21 protein-coding genes and 1 pseudogene are annotated in these 23,811 nt (G+C 72.1%); 4 read left to right on the top strand and 18 right to left on the bottom strand.

Translation table 11 applies throughout. The annotated features are described in order from the left end of the window. Positions 1–119: 119 nt before the first annotated feature. The 14 genes and pseudogenes from ABZ923_RS35575 to pgsA all read right to left on the bottom strand — a co-directional run bounded on the left by ABZ923_RS35575 (position 120) and on the right by pgsA (position 13,324). Positions 120–659, bottom strand: a complete 540-nt coding sequence (locus ABZ923_RS35575; protein WP_361480561.1) for an adenine phosphoribosyltransferase — start codon at positions 657–659, stop codon at positions 120–122. Continuing rightward, positions 656–1,762, bottom strand: a complete 1,107-nt coding sequence (gene secF, locus ABZ923_RS35570; protein WP_361480564.1) for a protein translocase subunit SecF — start codon at positions 1,760–1,762, stop codon at positions 656–658. The genes ABZ923_RS35575 and secF overlap by 4 nt, the downstream gene beginning before the upstream one ends. 2 nt (positions 1,763–1,764) lie before the next feature. Beyond that, positions 1,765–3,561: a protein translocase subunit SecD gene (gene secD / locus ABZ923_RS35565; RefSeq protein WP_361480558.1), complete on the bottom strand. Its 1,797-nt coding sequence runs from the start codon at positions 3,559–3,561 to the stop codon at positions 1,765–1,767. Positions 3,562–3,703: 142 nt separating this feature from the next. Next, a complete protein-coding gene (yajC, locus tag ABZ923_RS35560; protein ID WP_361480555.1) occupies positions 3,704–4,207 on the bottom strand; it encodes a preprotein translocase subunit YajC in 504 nt (167 codons plus the stop codon). A gap of 178 nt (positions 4,208–4,385) precedes the next feature. Continuing rightward, positions 4,386–5,480, bottom strand: a complete 1,095-nt coding sequence (ruvB, locus tag ABZ923_RS35555; RefSeq protein WP_361480552.1) for a Holliday junction branch migration DNA helicase RuvB — start codon at positions 5,478–5,480, stop codon at positions 4,386–4,388. A gap of 26 nt (positions 5,481–5,506) precedes the next feature. Continuing rightward, positions 5,507–6,112 carry a Holliday junction branch migration protein RuvA gene (gene ruvA, locus ABZ923_RS35550; protein WP_361480549.1) on the bottom strand — a complete coding sequence of 202 codons (606 nt, stop codon included), beginning with the start codon at positions 6,110–6,112 and terminating at the stop codon, positions 5,507–5,509. Further along, positions 6,109–6,648 (bottom strand): crossover junction endodeoxyribonuclease RuvC, encoded by a 540-nt coding sequence (gene ruvC / locus ABZ923_RS35545; protein WP_361480546.1) that lies wholly within the window; start codon positions 6,646–6,648, stop codon positions 6,109–6,111. The genes ruvA and ruvC overlap by 4 nt, the downstream gene beginning before the upstream one ends. A gap of 90 nt (positions 6,649–6,738) precedes the next feature. Further along, positions 6,739–7,491, bottom strand: a complete 753-nt coding sequence (locus ABZ923_RS35540; protein ID WP_361480543.1) for a YebC/PmpR family DNA-binding transcriptional regulator — start codon at positions 7,489–7,491, stop codon at positions 6,739–6,741. A 65-nt stretch (positions 7,492–7,556) separates the two neighbouring features. Next, entirely contained in the window at positions 7,557–8,156 is a 600-nt protein-coding gene (pdxT, locus tag ABZ923_RS35535) for a pyridoxal 5'-phosphate synthase glutaminase subunit PdxT (RefSeq protein WP_361480540.1), read from the bottom strand. Positions 8,157–8,169: 13 nt separating this feature from the next. Then, positions 8,170–9,075, bottom strand: coding sequence for a pyridoxal 5'-phosphate synthase lyase subunit PdxS (gene pdxS, locus ABZ923_RS35530; RefSeq protein WP_069781943.1), 906 nt, complete (start codon positions 9,073–9,075; stop codon positions 8,170–8,172). A 124-nt stretch (positions 9,076–9,199) separates the two neighbouring features. Then, entirely contained in the window at positions 9,200–9,742 is a 543-nt protein-coding gene (locus ABZ923_RS35525) for a hypothetical protein (RefSeq protein ID WP_208031217.1), read from the bottom strand. Positions 9,743–10,538: 796 nt separating this feature from the next. Then, positions 10,539–11,702, bottom strand: a complete 1,164-nt coding sequence (locus ABZ923_RS35520) for a glycosyltransferase family 4 protein (protein WP_361480535.1) — start codon at positions 11,700–11,702, stop codon at positions 10,539–10,541. Beyond that, positions 11,699–12,607, bottom strand: coding sequence for a phosphatidylinositol mannoside acyltransferase (locus ABZ923_RS35515; RefSeq protein ID WP_361480532.1), 909 nt, complete (start codon positions 12,605–12,607; stop codon positions 11,699–11,701). Before ABZ923_RS35515 ends, ABZ923_RS35520 begins: the two co-directional genes overlap by 4 nt. Next, a pseudogene (gene pgsA, locus ABZ923_RS35510) lies at positions 12,604–13,324 on the bottom strand (phosphatidylinositol phosphate synthase). The gene ABZ923_RS35515 and the pseudogene pgsA overlap by 4 nt, the downstream one beginning before the upstream one ends. Before the next feature lie 249 nt (positions 13,325–13,573). On the opposite strand from pgsA, the gene ABZ923_RS35505 reads away from it, so the two are divergent. Both ABZ923_RS35505 and ABZ923_RS35500 read left to right on the top strand, forming a co-directional pair. Further along, on the top strand, positions 13,574–15,775 hold the full coding sequence (locus ABZ923_RS35505) for an elongation factor G-like protein EF-G2 (RefSeq protein ID WP_361480529.1): 2,202 nt from the start codon (positions 13,574–13,576) through the stop codon (positions 15,773–15,775). Between the two features lie 200 nt (positions 15,776–15,975). After that, positions 15,976–17,622, top strand: coding sequence for a hypothetical protein (locus ABZ923_RS35500; RefSeq protein ID WP_361480527.1), 1,647 nt, complete (start codon positions 15,976–15,978; stop codon positions 17,620–17,622). Positions 17,623–17,652: 30 nt separating this feature from the next. On the opposite strand, the gene ABZ923_RS35495 is transcribed toward ABZ923_RS35500, so the two are convergent. After that, complete coding sequence (locus ABZ923_RS35495; protein WP_361480524.1) at positions 17,653–18,210, bottom strand: HIT domain-containing protein; 558 nt, start codon at positions 18,208–18,210, stop codon at positions 17,653–17,655. Positions 18,211–18,277: 67 nt separating this feature from the next. On the opposite strand from ABZ923_RS35495, the gene ABZ923_RS35490 reads away from it, so the two are divergent. After that, positions 18,278–18,952: an ion channel gene (locus tag ABZ923_RS35490; RefSeq protein ID WP_361480521.1), complete on the top strand. Its 675-nt coding sequence runs from the start codon at positions 18,278–18,280 to the stop codon at positions 18,950–18,952. A 27-nt stretch (positions 18,953–18,979) separates the two neighbouring features. Here the strand turns inward: ABZ923_RS35490 and thrS are convergent, their stop codons facing one another. The 3 genes from thrS to ABZ923_RS35475 form a co-directional block, all read right to left on the bottom strand. Then, complete coding sequence (thrS, locus tag ABZ923_RS35485) at positions 18,980–20,956, bottom strand: threonine--tRNA ligase (protein ID WP_361480518.1); 1,977 nt, start codon at positions 20,954–20,956, stop codon at positions 18,980–18,982. Between the two features lie 160 nt (positions 20,957–21,116). Beyond that, complete coding sequence (locus tag ABZ923_RS35480; RefSeq protein WP_361480515.1) at positions 21,117–22,334, bottom strand: hypothetical protein; 1,218 nt, start codon at positions 22,332–22,334, stop codon at positions 21,117–21,119. Beyond that, positions 22,331–22,897, bottom strand: coding sequence for a DUF4365 domain-containing protein (locus tag ABZ923_RS35475; protein WP_361480512.1), 567 nt, complete (start codon positions 22,895–22,897; stop codon positions 22,331–22,333). Before ABZ923_RS35475 ends, ABZ923_RS35480 begins: the two co-directional genes overlap by 4 nt. Positions 22,898–23,064: 167 nt before the next feature. On the opposite strand from ABZ923_RS35475, the gene ABZ923_RS35470 reads away from it, so the two are divergent. Next, a partial coding sequence (locus tag ABZ923_RS35470; protein WP_361480509.1) for an exonuclease domain-containing protein occupies positions 23,065–23,811 on the top strand: 747 nt, incomplete at its 3' end.

The raw sequence follows: 23,811 nt of genomic DNA, 5'->3' as shown, positions 1-23,811 counted from the left end.
GGGTGGGGTGGGGGCGCCGCGTCTCCATCCCTGGCGGGCGGGGGCGGGGCGGGGGGGGCGGGGTGGCGGGCTCGGGCCGCGGGGGCGGGGGGGGGGCGGCCGTCCACGGGTGCGGGGGCTCAGACCTGGAGAAGCGCCTCCAGCGGGGCGCCGTCCAGGGCCGGTTCCAGGCGGGCACGGCCGTCCAGGAAGCCCAGTTCCATGAGGACCGCGAGGCCGGAGACGTCGGCGCCCGCGCGCCGGATGAGCTGGATCGCGGCCTCGGCGGTGCCGCCGGTGGCCAGGACGTCGTCCACGATCAGCACGCGGTCGCCGGCGGCCAGGTCCTCCGCGTGCACCTCGATCTCCGCCGACCCGTACTCCAGGTCGTACGCCTGGCGCAGGGTGGCTCCGGGCAGCTTGCCCGCCTTGCGGACCGGAATGAAGCCCAGGCCCGCGCGGACGGCGACCGGGGCGCCGAGGATGAAGCCCCGCGCCTCCAGACCGACGATCTTGGTCGCGCCGGTGTTGGCGGCGATCTCCGCCAGTGCGTCGGTGAGCGCGGTGAAGGCCGCCGGGTCGGCCAGGAGCGGGGTGATGTCCTTGAACATCACGCCCGGCTCCGGGTAGTCGGCGACGTCGCGGATGCGGCTGAGCAGCAGTTCCTTGATGTCGGTCATCGGCGCTTCCCCGAGGTGCGGCCACGGCCGCGGCCGCGGGCCGCGGGCTGGTTGCGCGGGCCCACCACGGCGGGCGCGGCCTCGTCGGCGTCGTCACCGGCGCCGTGGGCCTCCGTGAGGCCCTCCTCCGCACCGGCCTGGGCGCGCTTGGCCATGACCCGCTTGGTGAGGGCCTTCATCGCCGGCTCGCGCTCCTTGAGGTCGGCGACGAGCGGCGTGGCGATGAAGATCGACGAGTAGGCACCGGCCGCGAGACCGACGAACAGCGACAGGGAGATGTCGTTGAGCGTGCCCGCGCCGAGGAAGCCGCCGCCGATGAAGAGCAGACCGGCGACCGGCAGCAGGGCGACGACCGTGGTGTTGATGGAGCGGACCAGGGTGCCGTTGATCGACCGGTTGGCGATGTCGCTGTACGTCCAGCGGGTCTGCTTGGTGATGTCCTTCGTCTGCTCCTTCAGGCTGTCGAAGACGACGACCGTGTCGTAGAGCGAGTAACCGAGGATGGTCAGCAGACCGATGACCGTGCCGGGCGTGACCTCGAAGCCGACCAGGGCGTAGATACCGGTGGTGATGGTGATGTCGTGGATCAGCGCGACCAGGGCCGCGATGGCCATGCGCCACTCGAACGCGATCGCCAGGTAGATCACGACCAGGATCATGAAGATCGCCAGGCCCTCCCAGGCCTTGTTGGCGATCTGCTCGCCCCAGCTCGGGCCGACCAGGTCGGCGGCGAGCTTCTCCGGGTCGAGGTTCAGGTCCTTGGCCAGCTCCTGCTTGATGCGGTCGGACTGGCCGGTGTCGATGCCGGCGATCTGGATGCGCAGGCTGCCGTTGCCCAGCTTCTGCACGACCGACTGGTGGCCCGAGGCGTCGTTGGCGTACTCCTCGGCCTTGGCCACCGAGGTGCTCATCTTGGTCGGCGTGGTGAAGACCGCGCCGCCCTGGAACTCGATGCCCATGTTCAGGCCGCGCACCGCCAGGCCGAGGATGGCCGTGATGGTGATCAGGATCGAGACGCCGTACCAGATCTTGCGCTTGCCGACGAAGTCGTACGAGATCTCGCCGCGGTGCAGACGAGCGCCGAGGTTGCCGAGTTTCGACATGCTCACGCCTCCTTCGGGTCGGCAGGGCCGGCGACGGGACCGGCGGGACGGCGGGTGCGGCGCAGCGGCGGCTTGGCACCCAGGCTCTTCGGGTCCAGGCCGGACCACTTGTGACCGTCCGCGAAGAACCTGCGGCGGGCCAGGAGCGTCATCAGCGGCTTGGTGAAGAAGAACACGACGACGACGTCGAGGACGGTGGTCAGACCCAGCGTGAACGCGAAGCCCTGGACCTTGCCGACCGTGACGATGAACAGCACCGCGGCGGCCAGGAACGACACGAAGTCCGAGACCAGGATGGTGCGCCGGGCGCGCGGCCAGGCCCGCTCCACGGCGGGGCGCAGGGAGCGGCCCTCGCGGATCTCGTCCCGGATGCGTTCGAAGTACACGATGAACGAGTCCGCGGTGATACCGATGGCGACGATGGCACCGCAGACGGCCGGCAGGTTCAGCGCGAAGTGGATGGCCGGGCCGAGCAGCGCCATGATCACGTAGGTGAGGATCGCGGAGACCAGCAGGGACGCCATGGCCACGATCGACAGGCCGCGGTAGTAGACCACCAGGTAGATCACGACCAGCGCGAGTCCGATGGCGCCGGCGAGCAGACCGGCGCGCAGCTGCTCACCGCCGAGCGCGGCGGTGACGGTGGTGACGGACTGCTCCTGGAAGGACAGCGGCAGGGCGCCGTACGACAGCATGTTGGCGAGGCTCTGCGCCTCCTCCTGCTTGAAGCTGCCGGAGATCTCCGCCTGGCCGCCGGTGATGGCGGTGCTCACGTACGGGCTGGAGACGACCTCGCCGTCCAGGACGATGCCGAACTCGTTCTGCGGGGGCTGGTTCTTGGCCAGCTCGCCGGTGATGTCGGCGAACTTCTTGGCCCCGCCGCCCGTGAAGGTCATCTGGACCTGCCAGCCGGCGGCGCCCTGGGTGTCGAAGACGGCCTGCGCCTTCTTCACCTCGGTGCCGTCCACGGCGGCCGGGCCGAGGAGGTACTTGTACCAGGCGTCGTTGATCTGGCCGCAGGCCACGATGGAGTCGCCGGGCTTGGTGTTCTTGCCGGCGTTGGCGCGGTCGGTGGGCTTGGTGCAGTTCAGGGCCGCGTACTGGGCCTGGAGCTTGGCCGTCGCGTTCGAGCCGCCGCTGGCCGAGGCCGACGGGGTGGCCGAGGGGCTGCCCGAGGGCTTGCCGCTGCCGGAAGCGCTCGGCGAGGGAGTGGAGTCGGCCTTCAGCGCGTCGCTGACGGCGCGGCCCTGCGAGGTCGCCGAGGCCGAGGGGGACGTGGAGCCGGACGAGGACGCCTTCTCCTTGGAGGAGGCGGTCGACGACGGGCTGGTGCTCGGCTTCGGCGAGGAGCTGCCGCTGGAGGACGCGCTCGGCGAGGGCGTCTTCGTGGCGGGGCCGCTGGGCTCGCTGGCCAGGACCGGCCGGAAGTACAGCTTTGCGGTGGTGCCGACCTGCTCCTGCGCCTCCTTGGAGTTGGTGCCCTTGGGGATGTTGACGATGATGTTGTCGTTCCCCTGGGTCTGCACCTCCGCCTCGGAGACACCCAGGCCGTTGACACGGCGGTTCATGATGTCGACCGCGGTGTCCATGTTGGCCTTGTTGATCGCGGACCCCTGGTCGGCCTTCGCCTTGAGCGTGATGCTCGTACCACCGGCGAGGTCGATACCGAGACGCGGAGTGGTGTGCCCGGAGAGGAACATCCCTCCGGTGAGCGCCACGATGGCGATCAGGATGAGGGCCAGCGAGCGCCCTGGCTTGCTCTGGGCGCTCGCGCTTCGGCCCCTCTTAGGTGCTGCCACCTTCTCGTACTCCCTCTCGGGCCGCCCCGCGCCCGGTCGGCGCGGTCGGCCATGACATGGTGTCGGGCTCCCGTGCGGGAAACAGACGCGCCCGGGATGCGCGGGGCGCCATCATGCCGCCGCCGCGCCTCCCGGGGCGTGACTACTTCGCGTCGGAGTCGCCGTCGGTCTTCTTCGGCTCGTCCTCCGCCTTCGCGTCGGCGGCACCGGCCGCGTCGGCGTCCTCGGCGGCGTCCTTCTTACCGAGGTCGATCTTGTCGTCGGAGGCGGCGGCAGCGGCGGCAGGCCCGTCGGTCTCGTCGGTCTCGGTGAGGGAGGAGGCGTCGTCCGGGACGACGTCGGCGTCGGACTTCAGGTCGTGCTCGATGCCGTGGACGATGCGGTTGTACTCGTCGTCGGTGAGGACGGCGCCGATGGCGTTCTTGGCGAAGAGGAGGTCGACGCCCGGTCCGGCGTCGAGGAGGACCGTGTCCTCGTTGACTTCCTTGACCGTCGCGTACATACCCCCGATCGTGCGGACACCGGAGCCGGGCTGCATCTCGTTCCGCATCTGGGCGGCCTGCTGCTGCTTCTTCTTGGCCGAACGCGTCATCAGGAACATCGCCGCGATGAGCACGATGAACGGGAGAAGGGTATAGGCATTCACGGGACGGAATTTCCTTCGCGCGACCGCGCGGGTGAGCGGCCAGTTGGATGGGGGTGTGGTCGGCGCCGCCCACAAGGGCGGCATCGGCGGAGTCTAAGCGAGTCCGCTTGCATGGAACAACGCTCAGCATGGCACCTGGGTTCCTGCCCGGGCCATTGCCCTCGCCGGGCCGCGGCCATCACGCCCCGAACAGGTCCTGTTGTCCGTTTCCCGTGGCCGGCGAGCGCGGCGGGGTGAGGCCGAGATGCGCCCACGCCGCCGGCGTGGCCACCCGGCCGCGGGGGGTACGGGCCAGCAGCCCCTCCCGGACCAGGAACGGTTCGGCGACCTCCTCGACGGTCTCCCGCTCCTCCCCCACCGCGACGGCCAGGGTGGACAGGCCGACCGGTCCGCCGCCGAACAGCTTCAGCAGGGCCTCCAGGACCGCGCGGTCGAGCCGGTCCAGTCCGCGCGCGTCGACCTCGTACACGGCGAGGGCGGCGGCCGCGATGTCGCGGGTGATCAGCCCGTCTGCCTTGACCTGCGCGTAGTCGCGGACGCGGCGCAGCAGGCGGTTGGCGATGCGGGGCGTGCCGCGGGAGCGGCCGGCGATCTCGGCGGCGCCGTCCGGCTCGATCCCGACGTCCAGCAGGGCCGCCGAGCGGTGGACGACCCGCTCCAGCTCGTGCGGCTCGTAGAACTCCATGTGCGCGGTGAAGCCGAAGCGGTCGCGCAGCGGCGGGGGCAGCAGGCCCGCGCGCGTGGTGGCGCCGACCAGGGTGAACGGCGGCAGCTCCAGGGGGATCGCGGTGGCGCCGGGGCCCTTGCCGACGATGACGTCGACGCGGAAGTCCTCCATCGCCATGTACAGCATCTCCTCGGCGGGCCGGGACATGCGGTGGATCTCGTCGAGGAAGAGGACCTCGCCCTCCTGGAGCGAGGAGAGGATGGCGGCGAGGTCGCCGGCGTGCTGGATGGCGGGACCCGAGGTGATGCGGATGGGGGCGCCCATCTCGGCCGCGATGATCATCGACAGCGTGGTCTTGCCGAGGCCGGGCGCGCCCGAGAGCAGCACGTGGTCGGCGGTGGCGCCCCGCGCGCGGGCCGCCCGCAGCACGAGGTCGAGCTGTTCGCGGACCTTCTCCTGGCCGATGAACTCGCCGAGGTCCTTGGGGCGCAGGGCGGCCTCGACGGCCTGGTCCTCCCGGTCGGCGACCGAGCCCACCAGCCGCTCCGCGGCGGGCCCGGCGAGCCGCTCCTCGCCGGGGGTGCCGGTCGTGTCGTCCCAGTTCACGAAGTTCTCCTAGCGGGTGGCGCGGGTCAGCGGGCGCGGTTCAGGGTCTGCAGGGCGGCCTTCAGCAGCTGTCCCACCTGGGGTGTGCCGCCGGCCTCCGCGGCCTGGGGCGCGACGGCGGCCACCGCCTCGTCGGCCTCGCGGGTGGCGTAGCCGAGACCGATCAGGGCCGCGTGCAGCTGGTCGCGCCAGCCCTGGCTGACGGGTGCGCCGACGACGGGGGCGCCGACGGGCTCGCCGAGCCGGTCCTTCAGTTCCAGCAGCAGCTTCTGGGCGCCCTTCTTGCCGATGCCGGGGACGGCGGTGAGGGCCTTCTCGTCACCGGTGGCGACCGCGCGGCGCAGCGCGTCCGGGGTGTGCACGGCGAGCATCGCCTGCGCCAGGCGCGGTCCGACGCCGCTCGCGGTCTGCAGCAGCTCGAAGACCTGGCGTTCGTCGTCGTCCGCGAAGCCGTACAGGGTGAGCGAGTCCTCGCGGACGACGAGGGAGGTGTGCAGCTTGGCCGGCTGGCCGGTCCGGAGCGTCGACAGCGTGTTCGGCGTGCACTGGACGGCCATGCCGACGCCGCCGACCTCGACGACCGCTGCGTCGGGGGCGAGCGCGGCGACCGTGCCGCTGACGAAGGCGATCATGCCGTACGGCCTTTCGTTGCGTGGGCTGCCTGCCGGGCGACGGCCTGCTGGAGCCGGCTCTGGGCGGGGGCCCGCCAGATGTGGCAGATGGCGAGTGCGAGGGCGTCGGCGGCGTCGGCCGGTCTGGGCGGCGCGGCGAGCCGGAGCAGCCGGGTCACCATGGCGCCGACCTGCGCCTTGTCGGCGCGTCCGCTGCCGGTGACGGCGGCCTTGACCTCGCTGGGGGTGTGCAGGGCGACCGGGATGCCGCGCCGGGCGGCGCACAGCATGGCGACGGCGCTGGCCTGGGCGGTGCCCATCACCGTGCGCACGTTGTGCTGGCTGAAGACGCGTTCCACGGCGACGAACTCCGGCCGGTGCTCGTCCAGCCACTCCTCGATGCCCTGTTCGACGGCGAGCAGCCGGTGGCTGAGGTCGGCGTCCACGGGCGTGCGGACGACTCCGACGCCGATCATGGTGAGCGGGCGGCCCGCGACCCCCTCGACCACGCCGACACCGCACCGGGTCAGTCCGGGGTCCACCCCCAGTACGCGCACCGCGCCCCTCCCTCGGATCCCTCGATCACCTGTTTGTGCAGGCTATCGGGTCCCACCGGCCCGCCGTCATTCCGCTGGTTCAGCGAAGCGTCACGCGTCGACCTTCTCCATGATCTCGTCGCTCACGTCGAAGTTGGCGAAGACGTTCTGCACGTCGTCGCTGTCCTCCAGGGCGTCGATCAGCTTGAAGATCTTCTTCGCGCCCTCCTCGTCCAGCTCGACCTGCATGGTCGGGACGAAGTTGGCCTCGGCCGAGTCGTAGTCGATGCCGGCCTCCTGGAGGGCGGTGCGGACCGCGACCAGGTCGGTGGCCTCGCAGAGGACCTCGAAGGTCTCGCCGAGGTCGTTGACCTCCTCGGCGCCCGCGTCCAGGACGGCCATGAGGACCTCGTCCTCGGTCAGCTCGCCCTTGGGGACGATGACGACGCCCTTGCGGTTGAACAGGTACGACACCGAGCCCGGGTCGGCCATGGAGCCGCCGTTGCGGGTCATGGCGACACGGACCTCGGAGGCGGCGCGGTTGCGGTTGTCGGTGAGGCACTCGATGAGCACCGCGACACCGTTCGGGCCGTAGCCCTCGTACATGATCGTCTCGTAGTCGGCGCCGCCGGCCTCCAGGCCCGCGCCGCGCTTGACCGCCGAGTCGATGTTCTTGTTGGGGACCGACGACTTCTTCGCCTTCTGGATGGCGTCGTACAGCGTCGGGTTGCCCTCGGGGTCCGCGCCGCCCATGCGCGCCGCGACCTCGATGTTCTTGATGAGCTTCGCGAAGAGCTTGCCGCGCTTGGCGTCGATCACGGCCTTCTTGTGCTTCGTCGTGGCCCATTTAGAGTGGCCGGACATCTGCCTGTCTCCTTCGCGTAACCCATCCAGATACGAACGCCAGAGATCCTACAAGGACTCTCGTGCTACTCCGGTGTCCGGTGCGCGCGCACCATGTCGACGAACAGGGAGTGCACGCGGTGGTCGCCGGTCAGTTCGGGGTGGAACGACGTGGCGAGCGCGTTGCCCTGACGTACGGCGACGATGTGGCCGCCGTGCTCGGCGAGCACCTCGGTCCCGGCGCCCACGGACTCCACCCAGGGGGCGCGGATGAAGACGCCCTCCACAGGATCGCCCGGGATGCCCCTGACGTCGAGTGCGGCCTCGAACGACTCGTTCTGCCGCCCGAAGGCGTTGCGGCGCACGATCATGTCGATGCCGCCGACGGTCTCCTGGCCCGACCGCGGGTCGAGGATCTTGTCGGCGAGCATGATCATGCCCGCGCAGGTGCCGTAGACGGGCATGCCGTCCCGCACGCGCGCGCGGAGGGGCTCCATCAGGCCGAAGAGATGGGCCAGCTTGGAGATGGTGGTGGACTCGCCGCCGGGCAGCACGAGACCGTCCACCTCGGCGAGTTCCTCGGGGCGCCGCACCGGCCTGGCCACGGCGTCGGCCGCGGCCAGGGCGATGAGGTGCTCCCGTACGTCGCCCTGGAGGGCCAGGACGCCTATGACGGGGGTGTTCATGTGATCCGGTGCCTTACCAGCCGCGGTTGGCGTAGCGCTCGGTCTCGGGGAGGGTGTCGCAGTTGATGCCGACCATGGCCTCGCCGAGGTTGCGGGACGCGTCCGCGATGATCTTCGGGTCGTCGTAGAAGGTGGTGGCCTTCACGATGGCGGCGGCGCGCTTGGCCGGGTCGCCGGACTTGAAGATGCCGGAGCCGACGAACACGCCCTCGGCGCCGAGCTGGCGCATCAGGGCCGCGTCGGCCGGGGTGGCGACGCCACCGGCGGAGAAGAGGACCACCGGGAGCTTGCCCAGCTCGGCGACCTCCTTGACCAGCTCGTACGGGGCGCGCAGCTCCTTGGCGGCGGCGTACAGCTCGTGGTTGTCGAAGCCGCGCAGCTTGGCGATCTCGTTCTTGATCTGGCGCAGGTGGCGGACGGCCTCGACGACGTTGCCGGTGCCGGCCTCGCCCTTGGAGCGGATCATCGCGGCGCCCTCGGCGATGCGGCGCAGGGCCTCGCCCAGGTTGGTCGCGCCACACACGAACGGCGTGGTGAAGGCCCACTTGTCGGAGTGGTTGACCTCGTCGGCCGGGGTGAGCACCTCGGACTCGTCGATGTAGTCGACGCCGAGGGACTGGAGCACCTGGGCCTCGACGAAGTGGCCGATGCGGGACTTGGCCATGACCGGGATCGAGACGGCGTCGATGATGCCCTCGATCATGTCCGGGTCGGACATGCGGGCCACTCCGCCGTCCTTGCGGATGTCGGCCGGGACCCGCTCCAGGGCCATGACGGCGACGGCGCCCGCGTCCTCGGCGATCTTCGCCTGCTCCGGCGTGACGACGTCCATGATCACGCCGCCCTTGAGCTGCTCGGCCATGCCGCGCTTCACGCGGGCGGTACCGGTCTCGGGAGCCTGGTTCTCGATGGTGGACACGGGTGACCTCACTGAAGTGAAAGGTGGTTGATGCTTCACCGAGGAAACGCGAGTGGACCAGGCCACAGCAAGGGCCAATGGCAAGCCGGTGGATCCTTTTCGCTCGCCGGCCGTCGGCGTGCGGTCAGGAGACCCGCTCCACCAGGGCGGCCGGCGGCTCGTCGTCCATCTCGAAGGCCAGCGGGAAGGGGGCGTGGCCGGCCAGCCGGAACCAGCGGACCTTGCGGTGCTCGCGCAGCCGGCGGGCGGCCCCCACGGCGTCGTTGTGGAAGCGGCGGGCCATCGGCACCCGGCGGACGGCCTCGGCCAGCTCACGGGCGGCCTCCTCGCCGCCCGGGGCCTCGCGGACGGCCTCCACCTGCGCGGGGTCCTCGAAGACCGCGCGCAGCGCCTGGCTCAGCTCGCTCTCGGCGACCTCCCGCTGCTCCTCCTCGGCCTGCCGGGCCGCGTGCGCGGCCTCGTACAGCACGATCGAGGCGGCCGGGTCCAGCACGCCCGAGGTCGCCAGCTCCTGCGCCACGGAGGCCCGCCGCAGCAGCTGGGCGTCGAGCGCGGCCCGCGCGGCGTCCATCCGCACGTGCAGCCGGTCCAGCCGCCCGGCCGTCCAGCTGAGGTACACGCCGATGGCGAGGAGCGCGACGAGGATCCAGATGAGGGTTGCGGTCACGGCCGAAGGCTATCGGCTACCCCACGGGCCTCCACGCGCCAGCCCGGCGCCGCCGGCCCCGGCCGCCCGGGCCGCAGGCCGCCACCACCCGAACCCCATCTGCCAGCCCGACCCCGACCGCCCTACCCGCCGACCCCGGCACGACCGCCTTGCCCGCAGGCCCGCCGCCCCCCAGTGCGCCCCGGGCCCCTGTCCATCGCGGAGGCCCACTTGCCCGTCCCCCACCAGCCCCCACCCGCCGGCCCCTGCCCGCGGGCCCCGACACCGACCGCCCCGCCGGCGGCCCCGCTACCGCCCGGACCCGCCCGGGCCCCGGTCCGCCGCGAAGGCCCGCACGCCCATCCCCGACCGGCTCCCACGCGCCAGCCCAGCCCCGACCGCCCTGCCAGCCACCCCAGCACCGACCGCCCCGCCCGCAGGCCCGCCACCGCCCGGGCCCCCGTCCACCGCGAAGGTCCCGCACACCCGTCCGCCACCGGCCCCCACGCGCCAGCCCAGCGCTGCCAACCCTGACCGAGGGCACCAGCACCTACCGCCTCACAGGCCCGCCACCGCCCCGGCCCCCGTCCACCGCGAAGGCCCGCACACCCGTCCCCCACCGGATCCGCGGCCCCCGCGCCGGCACCGGCCCCCGCGTGCGGTCCGCGACGCCCGCCGCGCCGGACCGGACGGGCCCGCGCAAGCACACGGGCGGCAGCACCCACAGAGCCCGCGCCCGACGGAACGGGCCCGCGCAGAACCGGAGGGTCCCGCATCAGAGCCGGACGGTCCCGTCTCAGAGCCGGACCGTCCCGTCTCAGTCCCGTGCCAGGCCGAATCGGGCGCGCAGGCCCGTCGTGCGTTCGTCCGCGGCGACCGCGGCCGCGCCGGCCGTCACCGTCTCGTAGACGGAGAGGATGTCCGCGCCGACCGTGGACCAGTCGAACCGCCGTACATGCGCGCTGCCGCGCTCGCGCAGCTCGGTGCGGCGCGCCGGGTCCGCCAGCAGGCGTACGGCCGCCTCGGCCAGCGCGTCGGCGTCCTCGTTGGCGAACACCTCGCCGGCCTCGCCCTGGTCGAGGACCTGCACGAAGGCGTCGAGGTCGGCGGCGAGCACGGGGGCGCCCGCCGACATCGCCTCGACCAGGATGATGCCGAAACTCTCGCCGCCGGTGTTGGGCGCGACGTACAGGTCGACGCTGCGCAGCAACCGGGCCTTGTCCTCGTCGCTGATCATGCCGAGGAACTCCACGCGTGAGCGCAGCTCCTTCGGCAGGTCCGCCACGGCCGCCTCCTCGTCGCCGCGCCCCGCGACCAGCAGCCGGGTCTGCGGGCGGGCGGCGAGGATCTCGGGCAGGGCCTTCATGAGGACGGGCAGGCCCTTACGGGGCTCGTCGATGCGGCCGATGAAGCCGATGGTGTCGCCCTGCCACTCCGGCCTGGGCTCGGCTTTGGCGAAGAAGTCGACGTCGACGCCGTTGGGGATGACCACCGCGTCCCCGCCGAGGTGCTCGACCAGCGTGCGGCGGGCGTACTCGCTGACCGCGATCCGCGCGCTGATCTTCTCCAGCGCGGCCTGCAGGATCGCGTACGCGGCGATCATCGCGCGCGAGCGCGGGTTGGAGGTGTGGAAGGTGGCCACGATCGGACCGGACGCCGCCCAGCAGGTCAGCAGGCCCAGCGAGGGCGAGGTCGGCTCGTGGATGTGCACCACGTCGAAGCCGCCCTCGTGCAGCCAGCGCCGCACCCGCGCGGCCGACAGGAAACCGAAGTTCAGCCGGGCCACCGAGCCGTTGTACGGCACCGGGACCGCGCGGCCGGCGGAGACGACGTACGGCGGCAGCGGGGTGTCGTCGTCGGCCGGGGCGAGGACGGACACCTCGTGGCCGAGGCGGAGGAAGTACTCGGCGAGGTCGCGGATGTGGAACTGGACGCCCCCGGGCACGTCCCAGGAGTACGGGCAGACGATCCCGATTCTCACGCGGGTCCCTTCGCGGGGTCGAGGTCGGCGAGCCACAGCCGTTGGAGCATGTGCCAGTCCTCGGGATGCTCGGCGATCCCGGAGGCGAAGGCGTCGGCCAGGGCCTGTGTCATGACAGACGTCTTCTCGGCCCGCGTACCTGACTCGGGGACCTCGACCGGCGGATGCACACGGCCCTTCATGACGGGCGACTCGTCGTACCAGAGGGTGACGGGCAGCAGCAGCGCGCCGGTCTGCTGGGCGAGCAGGGCCGGTCCGGCGGGCATGCGGGCCGTCTCGCCGAAGAAGCCGACCTCGACCCCGGAGGCGGACAGGTCGCGGTCGGCGACCAGGCAGACCAGGCCGCCGTCGCGCAGCCTGCGAGCGAGCGTGCCGAAGGCGGAGCCGCCGCTGTGCGGCAGGACCTCCATGCCGAGGCCCTCGCGGTAGGCGACGAAGCGGTCGTAGAGCGTCTCGGGCTTCAGGCGCTCGGCGACCGTCGTGAACGGCGTCTTCAGCTCGGTGGTGACCCAGGCGCCGGCCAGGTCCCAGTTGGCCAGGTGGGGCAGGGCGAGGATCACGCCCCGGCCGGAGGCGAGCCCGTCGGTCAGGTGGTGGACGTCCTTGGGCTCGAAGCCGGTCCTGACACGCTCGGCGCTCCAGGCCGGCAGCCGGAAGGACTCCATCCAGTAGCGCAGGTACGAGCGCATGCCCGCGCGGGACAGCTCGGCGAGCCGCTCGGGACCGGCGTCGGGCACCACGCGCGCGTAGTTCGCCTCCAGCCGCCGCACGCCCTTGCCGCGCCGCTTCCAGGCGAGGTCGGCGATGGTCCGGCCGAGGCGTACCGCGGCCGGCTCGGGGAGCTTCTTGACGGTGCTCCAGCCGAGTCCGTACAGCGCGTCGGTGAGCCGGTCGGCGGCGCTCACTGGGCCACCTCGCCGGCGCCGGCCCGGGCCGCCGCCTCCGCCTCGGCGGACTCGCGGCGGACGGTGACGACCCGCTGGATCAGGGTGACCAGGCTGCCCACGGCGACGATCCACAGCGCGACCGGCAGCAGCCACTGGATGCCCGGGACGCCGAACTTGTGCAGGCCCGCGAAACCGGCCGCGACCAGCGAGATCACCAGCCGCTCGGCGCGCTCGACGAGCCCGTTCACGGCGACCGGCAGCCCGATCGACTCGCCGCGCGCCTTGGTGTACGACACCACCTGGCCGCTGGCCAGGCAGAAGATCGAGACGGCGCACAACACGTTGTCGTTACCCTGCCCCGCGTACCAGAGCGCGAAGCCGCCGAAGATCGCGCCGTCGGCGACCCGGTCCAGGGTGGAGTCCAGGAAGGCGCCCCAGCGGCTGGAGCGGCCCAGCTGACGGGCCATGTTGCCGTCGACCAGGTCGGAGAAGACGAACAGGGTGATCACGACCGTGCCCCAGAAGAACTCGCCCCGGGGGTAGAAGACCAGCGCGCCCGCGACCACACCGGCCGTGCCGATGAGCGTGACCGTGTCGGGGCTCACGCCCCGGCGGATGAGAAACGCGGCGAACGGTGTGAGGACACGCGTGAAGAATGCACGCGCGTACTTGTTCAGCATGGCCTTCCCGACGGTCGGTGTCGCCGCGGCCCCTGGTGGCCGCCGGCTGGCCCATCGTAGCCACGCGCGCGTGCCCGTGACGGGCGGGCACCCGCAGCCGCGCCGGGAACCGGCGCGCACCCCCGCGCGCGTGGTGTGCGTGACACGGAGGGTGCCCTGCGCGCACCCTTCGTAGTCCTTCGTATGGACGCCACGTGACGGGAGTGGAAAGCTCGAATAACCGCGGGCGTCGCCGGAGCCGCCAGCACGCGGGTCCCGCGTGTCCGCGCCCACAGTGACCTCACCGTGCACGGGAGGCAGGATCATGGGCGACAAGGCACAGTCACACCACCCCGGGGCCGCCGGCAGGGCTCTGGCGGCCGACCGACCCGCGTCCGTACGGAACGTGGTGCTGGTCGGCCACTCCGGTTCGGGCAAGACCACCCTCGTGGAGGCCCTCGCGCTGACCGCGGGGGCGGTGAACCGGGCGGGCCGCGTCGAGGACGGCGGCACCGTCTCCGACTACGACGACATCGAGCACCGGCAGCAGCGCTCGGTACAGCTCTCCCTGGTGCCGGTCGAATGGGACGGCATCAAGGTCAACCTCCTGGACACCCCCGGCTACGCCGACTTCGTCGGGGAGCTGCGGGCCGGTCTGCGGGCCGCGGACGCCGCCCTCTTCGTCGTCTCGGCCTCGGACGGGGTCGACGGCTCGACCCGGATGGTGTGGGAGGAGTGCGCGGCCGTCGGCATGCCCCGCGCGATCGTCATCACGCACCTGGAGGCCGCGCGCTCCGACTTCGAGGAGATGACCCGCACCTGCGCGGAGGCCTTCGGCGGTGACGACCCCGACGCCGTCCTGCCCCTGTACCTGCCGCTGCGGGGCCCCGAGGGCCCCGACGGGCACGCGCCCGTGACCGGCCTGGTCGGACTGCTCTCGCAGAAGCTGTTCGACTACTCGACCGGGGAGCGCAAGGAGTCCGAGCCCGGCGAGGACCAGCTGCCGGACATCGAGGAGGCCCGCAACCGGCTCATCGAGGGGATCATCGCCGAGAGCGAGGACGAGACCCTCATGGACCGCTACCTGGGCGGCGAGAAGGTCGACATCAAGACGCTGGTCGAGGACCTGGAGCGGGCCGTGGCCCGCGGATCCTTCTTCCCCGTGCTGGCCGCCGCCCCCGCCGCCGAGGGCGCCAGGCAGGGTCTCGGCACGGTCGAGCTGCTGGAACTGGTCACCGGCGGCTTCCCGACCCCGTTCGAGCACCCCCTGCCCGGGGTCACCACCATCGACGGCGCCCCGCGCGAGCTGAAGCCGTGCGACACGGACGGCCCGCTGGTCGCCGAGGTCGTCAAGACCTCCTCCGACCCCTATGTCGGCCGGATCTCGCTGGTCCGCGTCTTCTCCGGCACGCTGCGCCCCGACCAGACGGTGCACGTCTCCGGGCACGGCCTGGCCGACCGCGGGCACGAGGACCACGACGTCGACGAGAAGATCGGCGCCCTGTCCATGCCCTTCGGCAAACAGCAGCGCCCGGTCACCCACGCCGTCGCCGGCGACCTGGTCTGCGTGGCCAAGCTGAGCCGCGCCGAGACCGGCGACACCCTCTCCGCCAAGGACGACCCGCTCCTGATGGAGCCCTGGCAGATGCCCGACCCGCTGCTGCCGCTCGCCATCCAGGCGCACAGCAAGGCCGACGAGGACAAGCTCTCCCAGGGCCTGTCCCGGCTGGTCGCCGAGGACCCGACGATGCGCCTGGAGCAGAACCAGGACACCCACCAGGTCGTCCTGTGGTGCCTGGGCGAGGCCCACGCGGACGTCGCCCTGGAACGGCTGCGCAACCGCTACGGCGTCCAGGTCGACGTCGTCCCGCACCGGGTCTCGCTGCGGGAGACGTTCGCGACGAAGGCCGGCGGACGCGGCCGGCACGTCAAGCAGTCCGGCGGCCACGGCCAGTACGCCATCTGCGAGATCGAGGTGGAGCCGCTGCCGGGCGGCTCGGGCATCGAGTTCGTGGACAAGGTGGTCGGCGGCGCGGTGCCCCGCCAGTTCATCCCGTCCGTGGAGAAGGGCGTACGGGCCCAGGCCGCCAAGGGCGTCGCCGCCGGCTACCCGCTGGTGGACGTGCGGATCACGCTGCTGGACGGCAAGGCGCACTCGGTGGACTCCTCCGACGCCGCCTTCCAGACGGCGGGCGCGCTCGCGCTGCGCGAGGCCGCGGCGGACGCCAGGATCCATCTGCTGGAGCCGGTCGCCGAGGTGACCGTGCTGGTCGGCGACGAGTACGTGGGCGCCGTGATGAGCGACCTGTCCGGCCGCCGCGGCCGGCTGCTCGGCACCGAACAGGTGGGCACCGGGCGGACGTTGATCCGCGCCGAGGTCCCCGAGTTCGAGATCGGCCGGTACGCGGTCGACCTGCGCTCGCTCTCGCACGGCACGGCCCGCTTCGACCGGCGCTACGCCCGGCACGAGCCGATGCCGCCGCAGATCGCCGAACGCATCCGCGAACAGGGCGGGGACGAGGGGTAGTGCGCCGGCGCACGGGCGGGCGGCTTCGGCCGTCCGCCCCCGCGTTGTCGGTGCCGGCGGATACGCTGATCACCTGATCAGGTCGTGCCGCAGCCGTCCGGTCACCGGCCGGTACCGGTACGGCGGGGCGGCCAACAGGTGTGCGGAGCAGGGAAGTCGGGAAGGCCGCAGGAACGGCACCGGCGGCGATGGGGGCGGGAATGTCGTTTGGAACGGAGTGGGACGGGCCCCAGGTACCCGTCTCGGGCGACGAGGGGCAGGCGGCGACCTCCGCGCTGGCCTCCGCTGCGTACCGGGACAGCCCGCTCGAGGACATCAAGAAGGCCGACAACGAGTGGCACCAGTCGACCGTCAAGCCCGGCCGGATGAAGCTGTTCCGGCCCAATCTCGGCGAGGCGTTCTCCCGGGCCCTGGTGGACCGGATGCTCGCCCCCGGCCGCAAGCCGCTCATCCAGTCCTTCGGTTCCGAACCGCAGTTCGTCGTCGAGCACGCCCTGGCCGCCAACAACATCCGCCGGGAGCGCGACAACCGGCTGACGGCCATCACCGTCGTGTGCGGCCTGCTCTTCCTGCCCGGGCTGCTCGGCTGGCTGCTCGTCTTCCAGCTGCGCACGCTCGTCGCCCGGCGCGACGACAAGCGGGCGGGCACCCTGGCCACCGCGCTGCTGCTGGGCGTCGGCCTGCTCGCCGCGCTGTTCCTGATCAAGATGCCGTTCACCGGCTTCTGGGCGTGGTACGCGCGCGCCTGCGTCGTCGTCCCCGTGCTCGGCTGGTTCTGGGCCAAGCAGGTCTGCGAGAGCACCGCGAGGGATCTGCGGGCCCGCTGGGACGGCCTGCTCTCGGGCACCAGCGTCGGCGCCAAGGTCCCAGAGGCCGTGCCGCGCGGCCCCGGCCAGACCGCCGCCGAGGAGCTGCGCCAGTCCCTGGCCCGGCTGAGCGCCGAGCAGCAGTCCAACTCCGTCTTCTACGCCGGTCCCAAGGGCATACTCGGCATGGGCACCCGCTGGGGCGCCTGGCAGCTCGCCGAGGATCTCGTGTCCGCCGACCCGAGCCGGGAGATCCACCCCTTCCGCAGCTGGGACGTCGTGCGCGCGATCCACGACCAGTTGTCGCTGCTGGAGCGCGGCCCGCTGAACACCGGCGGCTTCCCCAAGCCGTCGATACGGCACTGGATCGTCACCCCGATCGGCGAGAAGGCCACGGCGGTGTCCCGGCCGGAGGGCACCGACGTCGAGGCCTTCCAGGTCAAGCCGCACGCCATACAGGACATCTGCAACAAGCAGCAGTTCGGCAGCGGCGACCGGCACTACCTGGGCGTGCAGTGGACCCTCTGGGACGGACAGCTGGTCATCACCATGCTGATCACCGTCACCGTGCTGCACGAGACGCTGCGCATTGAGGTCACCGGGCACGCGCTGGGACCGGTGAACTCGCTGTTCACCAGCAAGCCGGAGGCGCCGACCAAGGAGGTCGCGAAGTCCCTGAAGCCCTGGGAGAACCGCACGATCAAGCTGCCGCTGGTCAACGCCGACGAGGTGGTACGGCTCGCCGCGCGCGCCCCGCTGACCTGGTACCCGCCGCTGCTGAACTGGCTGGGCGGCTCGCTGGGCCTGCCCGAGCCGTTCGGCCTGCGGCACGCCTGGGCCGACCAGCCGTGGCGGCACCGTTTCATGGCCGACGACGCGCTGCGCGCCGCCACGCCGGTGCTGCGGGTGGTGCACTCGGCGGCGATTCGCGTCCTGGAGGAGAACGGCGTGGCCACGGAGAAGTTCGGGGCGCGTTCGGCGTTCCTCAGCGGCAACGTCCAGGACCCGACGCCACGGAAGGCCGACCTGTACGACGCGTGAACGGTGCCCTCGGCGGAGGGCACCGCGGGCCTAGGCGGGCCAGGCCTCCGCGAGCATCTTCCGGGTGTCCGCCAGCAGCTGGGGCAGCACCCTGGTGTGGCCCACGACCGGCATGAAGTTCGTGTCGCCGCCCCAGCGCGGGACGATGTGCTGGTGCAGGTGGGCGGCGATGCCGGCACCCGCGACCCCGCCCTGGTTCATCCCGATGTTGAACCCGTGCGCGCCGGACGCGGTGCGCAGCGCCGTCATGGCCTGCTTGGTCAGCTCCGCCAGCTCGGCGGTCTCCGGCCCGGTCAGGTCCGTGTAGTCGGCCACGTGCCGGTACGGCACGGTCATCAGGTGGCCGCCGTTGTACGGATACAGGTTGAGCACGGCGTACACGTGCTCACCCCGCCGGACGATCAGCCCGTCCTCGTCGGACTTGGCCGGGATCACGCAGAAGGGGCAGCCGTCGTCGGCCCCCGGGCCGGTCGGCTTGTTCTCGCCCTGGATGTAGGCCATCCGGTGGGGCGTCCACAGGCGCTGGAACGCGTCCTGCGTCCCCACTCCGATCTGCTGCTCCGGCTCACTCGTCATGCTAGGCAGCATATGGCTTCACCCCTTCCCGGCGTGTCGCCGGGGCGGTCGGTGCACGCGCTCCGGCCAAGCTTGGCCGGTGGACGACGACAGCCGTACGCGGCGCTGGGAACGCTGGCAGGGGCGCGCCGCGCTGCCGCTCGGCCTGGCATCGCTGCTCTACCTGGCCGCCTACGCGACGCATGTGCTGGCGGAGGGCCTGCCCCCGGTCGCGCACGACGTCCTGCGGGCCGTCATCGGGGCTTCCTGGGCGGTGTTCATCATCGACTACGCGGTGCACTGGCGGCTGAGCGGCCGGGGGCTCGGCTTCGTGACCCATCACTGGCTGGACACGCTGGTCATGCTGCTGCCGTTGCTGTGGCCGCTGCGCATCGTGCGGGTGTACGACGTGGTCCAGCGCGGGCGGGGCCGCGCCCGCCTCACGCTGCACGCGCGCGTGGTGCTCTACGCCGGCCTGTCCGCACTGCTGCTGGGCTTCTCCAGCTCGCTCGCGGTGTACCAACAGGAGCGCGGGGCCCCGGACGCCACGATCCGTACCTTCGGCGACTCGGTGTGGTGGGCCAGTACGACGCTGTCGACCGTCGGCTACGGCGACGCCACCCCCGTCACCCCCTGGGGCCGCACGATCGCCGTCGGCCTCATGATCTGCGGCCTCGCCCTGCTGGGCGCGGTGACGGGGTCGGTCTCGTCGCTGCTGCTCCAGCGGTTCGCCCTGGAGGAGGACGAGGAAAGGGGAAGGCCCCCGGAACCGTGATCCCGGGGGCCTCGAGGCTCAGGCCGTTCAGATCTGGGTCCGCTCCTCGACCACCTTCGCGATCTTCGCGATGGCCTCGTCGAACGGGATGCCGTTCTCCTGCGAGCCGTCGCGGTAGCGGAAGGACACCGAGCCGTTCGACATGTCCTCGTCGCCCGCGATGACCATGAAGGGGACCTTCTGCTTCTGGGCGTTGCGGATCTTCTTCTGCATGCGGTCCGAGGAGGAGTCCACCTCGACGCGCAGGCCCTGCTTCTTGGCCGCCGCCGCGAACTTCTCCAGGTACTCCACGTGCGCGTCGCCGATCGGGATGCCGATCGCCTGGACGGGGGCCAGCCACGCCGGGAAGGCGCCCGCGTAGTGCTCCAGCAGGACGGCGAAGAACCGCTCGATGGAGCCGAACAGCGCGCGGTGGATCATGACCGGGCGCTGCTTGGAGCCGTCCGGGCCGGTGTACTCCAGGTTGAACCGCTCGGGCAGGTTGAAGTCGAGCTGGATGGTCGACATCTGCCAGGTCCGGCCGATCGCGTCCTTGGCCTGGACGGAGATCTTCGGGCCGTAGAAGGCGGCGCCGCCCGGGTCGGGCACGAGGGGCAGGCCCTGCTTCTCGGCGACCTGGCGCAGGGTCTCGGTCGCCTCCTCCCAGACCTCGTCGGAGCCGACGAACTTCTCCGGGTCCTTGGTCGACAGCTCCAGGTAGAAGTCGGTCAGACCGTAGTCGCGCAGCAGGTTCAGCACGAAGGTGAGCGTCTTGTCCAGCTCGTCGGACATCTGCTCACGGGTGCAGTAGATGTGCGCGTCGTCCTGGGTGAAGCCGCGGGCACGGGTCAGGCCGTGCACGACGCCCGACTTCTCGTACCGGTACACGGTCCCGAACTCGAAGAGGCGCAGCGGCAGTTCGCGGTAGGAGCGGCCGCGCGCGTCGAAGATCAGGTTGTGCATCGGGCAGTTCATGGGCTTGAGGTAGTAGTCCACGCCCTCGTCGAGCTGCATGGGCGGGTACATGCCCTCGGCGTACCAGTCCAGGTGCCCGGACGTCTCGAAGAGCTTCCCCTTCGTGGCGTGCGGGGTGTAGACGAACTCGTAGCCCTCTTCCTCGTGCCGGCGGCGCGAGTAGTCCTCCATCACGCGGCGGACGATGCCGCCCTTGGGGTGGAAGACGGCCAGGCCGGAGCCGATCTGCTCCGGGATGGAGAACAGGTCCAGCTCGGAGCCGAGCTTGCGGTGGTCGCGCTTCTCGGCCTCGGCGAGGAAGTCCAGGTACGCCTTCAGCTCGTCCTTGGACGGCCAGGCGGTGCCGTAGATGCGCTGGAGCATGGGGTTCTTCTCGCTGCCGCGCCAGTAGGCGGCCGCGTTGCGCATCAGCTTGAACGCCGGGATGAGGCGGGTGGAGGGCAGGTGCGGACCGCGGCACAGGTCCTTCCAGCACAGCTCGCCGGTCTTGGCGTCCAGGTTGTCGTAGATCGTCAGCTCGCCGGCGCCGACCTCGACGTCCGCGCCGTCGTCGCTGGAGGCGGAGCCCTTGAGGCCGATCAGCTCCAGCTTGTACGGCTCGCCCGCCAGCTCCTCGCGGGCGGCCTCGTCGGTGACGACGCGCCGGGCGAACCTCTGCCCGCGCTTCTGGATCTCCTGCATCTTCTTCTCGATGGCCTTGAGATCCTCGGGCGTGAACGGCTTCTCGACGTCGAAGTCGTAGTAGAAGCCGTCCTTGACGGGCGGGCCGATGCCCAGCTTGGCCTCGGGGAACAGCTCCTGCACGGCCTGCGCCATGACGTGCGCGGTGGAGTGGCGCAGGATGTTCAGGCCGTCCTCGGAGCCGATCTCGACGCCTTCGACCTCGTCGCCGTCGGACAGCTCGTACGCGAGGTCCTTCAGCTCGCCGCCCACGCGCGCGGCGATGATCGAGCGCTCGCCCGCGAAGAGGTCGGCGGCCGTAGTGCCCGTCGTCACCACGCGTTCTTCCCGCTCGGAATCGCGTTGGATGATCACACGGACGTCTGACACCGGTCTCTCCTGACTGAAGGTGGGGTGCGGCGCCATACCAGGAGCGCGCGCACAGGCGATCGTACCGACCCGACGGCACCGACCGCTAAACGGTTACGCTCGGTCGCCCGCCCCTCACGCTGCCGCTCGCGCTCCCCTCACGCTCGCCGTCGCCCCTCTCTCACTCTTCCCCGCAGGCCTCCTCGAAGAAGTCGAGGTTCTCCTGGAGGGACTTCATCAGCCGTTCCCGCTCACCCTCGTCCACCTGCACGGGTACGACCCCGGAGGCGCCGGTGAGCCTGCGGAAGCCGCCCCGGCTCTCCAGCCGGCCGTGCACGCGGACGGGGAGTCCGACGAGGTGGGCGTGACCGGCGATGCGGTAGTCCTCCTCGTCCAGGGTGACGCGCAGGTGCGGGACGTCGGCGCCGGCGAGGACGCGCAGGCGGACGGTGCCCTCGCCGCCGGGCCCGGAGCGGCGCATGCGGACGACGGCGCCGGTGACCCGGACCGGGACGGAGGGCTCCGCGCGCAGGTAGCGGGCGGCGGCCTCGCGCAGCGCGGGCAGGTCTCCGGGGGAGAACTCGACGGGTTCGGCGGAGGGCGCGCAGCCGTCGGGGACGCCGGCGCCGGGTGCCCAGGCGACGGCGACGCGGGCGCCCTCGGTGCCGCGGACGAGCGCGCCGAGCGCCTCGGTCAGCTCGCGGCTGACACCGGCCTCGACGGCTCCGTCGAAGGCGTCCATGCCGCCGGTGGCCCGCCGGTAGTCGATGGCCTCGCGGGCGGCGTGCAGGGCCTGGTGGAGGCGGACGGCGAGGGGGCGGCCGGTGGGGACGGGGACGAAGGCGGTGAGGGTGCGGCCCTCGGTGGCGGGGCCGACGAGGACGTCCGCGAGGAGGGCGGCGGCCGGCCGTCGGTGGCGGGCGCCGTGGTAGCCGGCCCGCGCGCGTGTGGCGAGCGCGGCGGCGAGCAGCGTCTGCCGGGCGGCGGTGCGCAGCCGGTCGTCGGCGCTCCACGGGGCGGCGTCCGCGGGTCCGGCCGGGGTGTCGCGCCACCAGCGGATCTCGTCGCTGGGGACGGCGAGGGAGATGAGCACCTCGCGCGCGGAGGGTGTGGGGTTGCGGGTGAGCGCGTCGAGGGCCTCGCCGAGCAGGTCGTCGCTGTCGGGGAAGGCGCGGCTCTCGGGGACGAGCAGGCTGGTGCCGGCGCCGCCCGGTCCCGGCGGGGTCCAGCGGCCGTAGCGCCCGGCCGCTCCGCCGCGCCGCTGCCAGCCGTGCCGGTGCAGCAGGGCGCCGAGCACGGCCGGGTCGACGTCGGCGGGCCGGGGCGGCCGGTTCCAGGGCAGGTCGCCGGGGTGCGGCGGGGCCTGCCGTACCGGCTCCTCGTAGGGACGGTTCCTCATGGTCTGCCTCCCGTCCCGACCCGCGTCATGATCTCGCAGAGGGCCCGGTCGTCGAAGATGCGCGAGGTCGGTATCCGCACGGTGGTCCGGTGCCGGCCGGTGACGGGGTGGCCGGCGAGGTTGGTCCAGTAGCAGCAGTGCCTCAGGTCGAGCCGGTCGTGGCCGGCGCGCAGCCAGTCGTCCTGGGACCGCGGTACGAGCATCACGACCAGGATCTTGTGCACCGAGACGGGGGTGCGGGCGAGTTTGCGCAGGTGGTCGTTGTCGAGGGTGAAGGAGAAGGAGCGCCCCGGCGGGTGGGGCGGGACCTGGTAGGTGGCCTTCAGCTGCACCTTGATGGTGACCTCGTCGTCGACGGTGTGTCCGGGCGCGCTGTGGCTGACGTGCCAGTCGATGCCGTTGTCCGGAAAGGGCTGGGACAGCGAGCAGCCGGCCGCGGCGGCGACCGCGTGCAGGTAGCCGACCTGCAGTGTCTCCATGCAGGCCGTGGTGGCGAGCGTGCCGCGATGGGTGTCCGGACGTTCGGGCAGCAGCCCGCCCCGCTCGGGCTGCGCAATGGCCATGACCAACAGCCTTCCCCGACAGGTGTTTCCCCGCTGCGGGCCGCTGAACTGCAAAGACCCGTATTCCTGTTGTCTCCTTCCGGCGTACGGCGCAAACGGGCCGGGTATCACCAAACGGGCAGAAGACGGTACGTCACCTGCCGTGGGTGAGCGAGGAGTTGGGTTGGATGACGACCTGGTACGAGGGGCCGCTGGCCGCCTTCGACACGGAGACGACGGGCGTGGACGTCGAGACCGACCGGATCGTGTCGGCCGCCGTCGTCGTCCAGGACGCGCCGGGGACCCGGCCCCGGGTCACCCGGTGGCTGGTGAACCCGGGTGTGCCGGTGCCGGAGGCGGCGACGGCGGTGCACGGGCTGACGGAGGAGCACCTGCAGCACAACGGGCGCTGGCCGGCTCCGGTGATGTACGAGATAGCCGAGCAGCTGGCCGAGCACGCGGCGCTGGGCCGGCCGCTGGTAGTGATGAACGCGCCGTTCGATCTGACGCTGCTGGACCGGGAGTTGCGCCGGCACCGGGCGTCGGCGCTGGACCGCTGGTTCGAGTCGGCGCCGCTCAGGGTGCTGGACCCGCGGGTGCTGGACAAGCATCTGGACCGGTACCGCAAGGGCCGGCGCACGCTGACCGATCTGTGCGAGCACTACGGCGTGACGCTGGCGGACGCGCACGACGCGGCGGCGGACGCGCTGGCCGCGCTGGACGTCGTACGGGCGGTGGGCCGCCGTTTCGCGGCGCGGCTGGAGCGGCTGTCCCCCGCCGAGCTGCACACGTTGCAGGCGAACTGGCACGCGGCGCAGGCCCGGGGCCTGCAGGCGTGGTTCGACGTGCACGACCTTGTCGACCAGGTCGTCGCCGTCCACGCGCGTGTGCCGTCCGGGGACGGTCCGGGCGCCGTTCAGCTCGCGGGCCAGGTG

Origin of the sequence: Streptomyces sp. NPDC046881, assembly GCF_040645015.1 — a bacterium.
Taxonomy (GTDB): domain Bacteria; phylum Actinomycetota; class Actinomycetes; order Streptomycetales; family Streptomycetaceae; genus Streptomyces.
The sequence above is the reverse complement of the archived record's forward strand: the minus strand, read 5'-3'. Positions and strand labels throughout refer to the sequence as shown.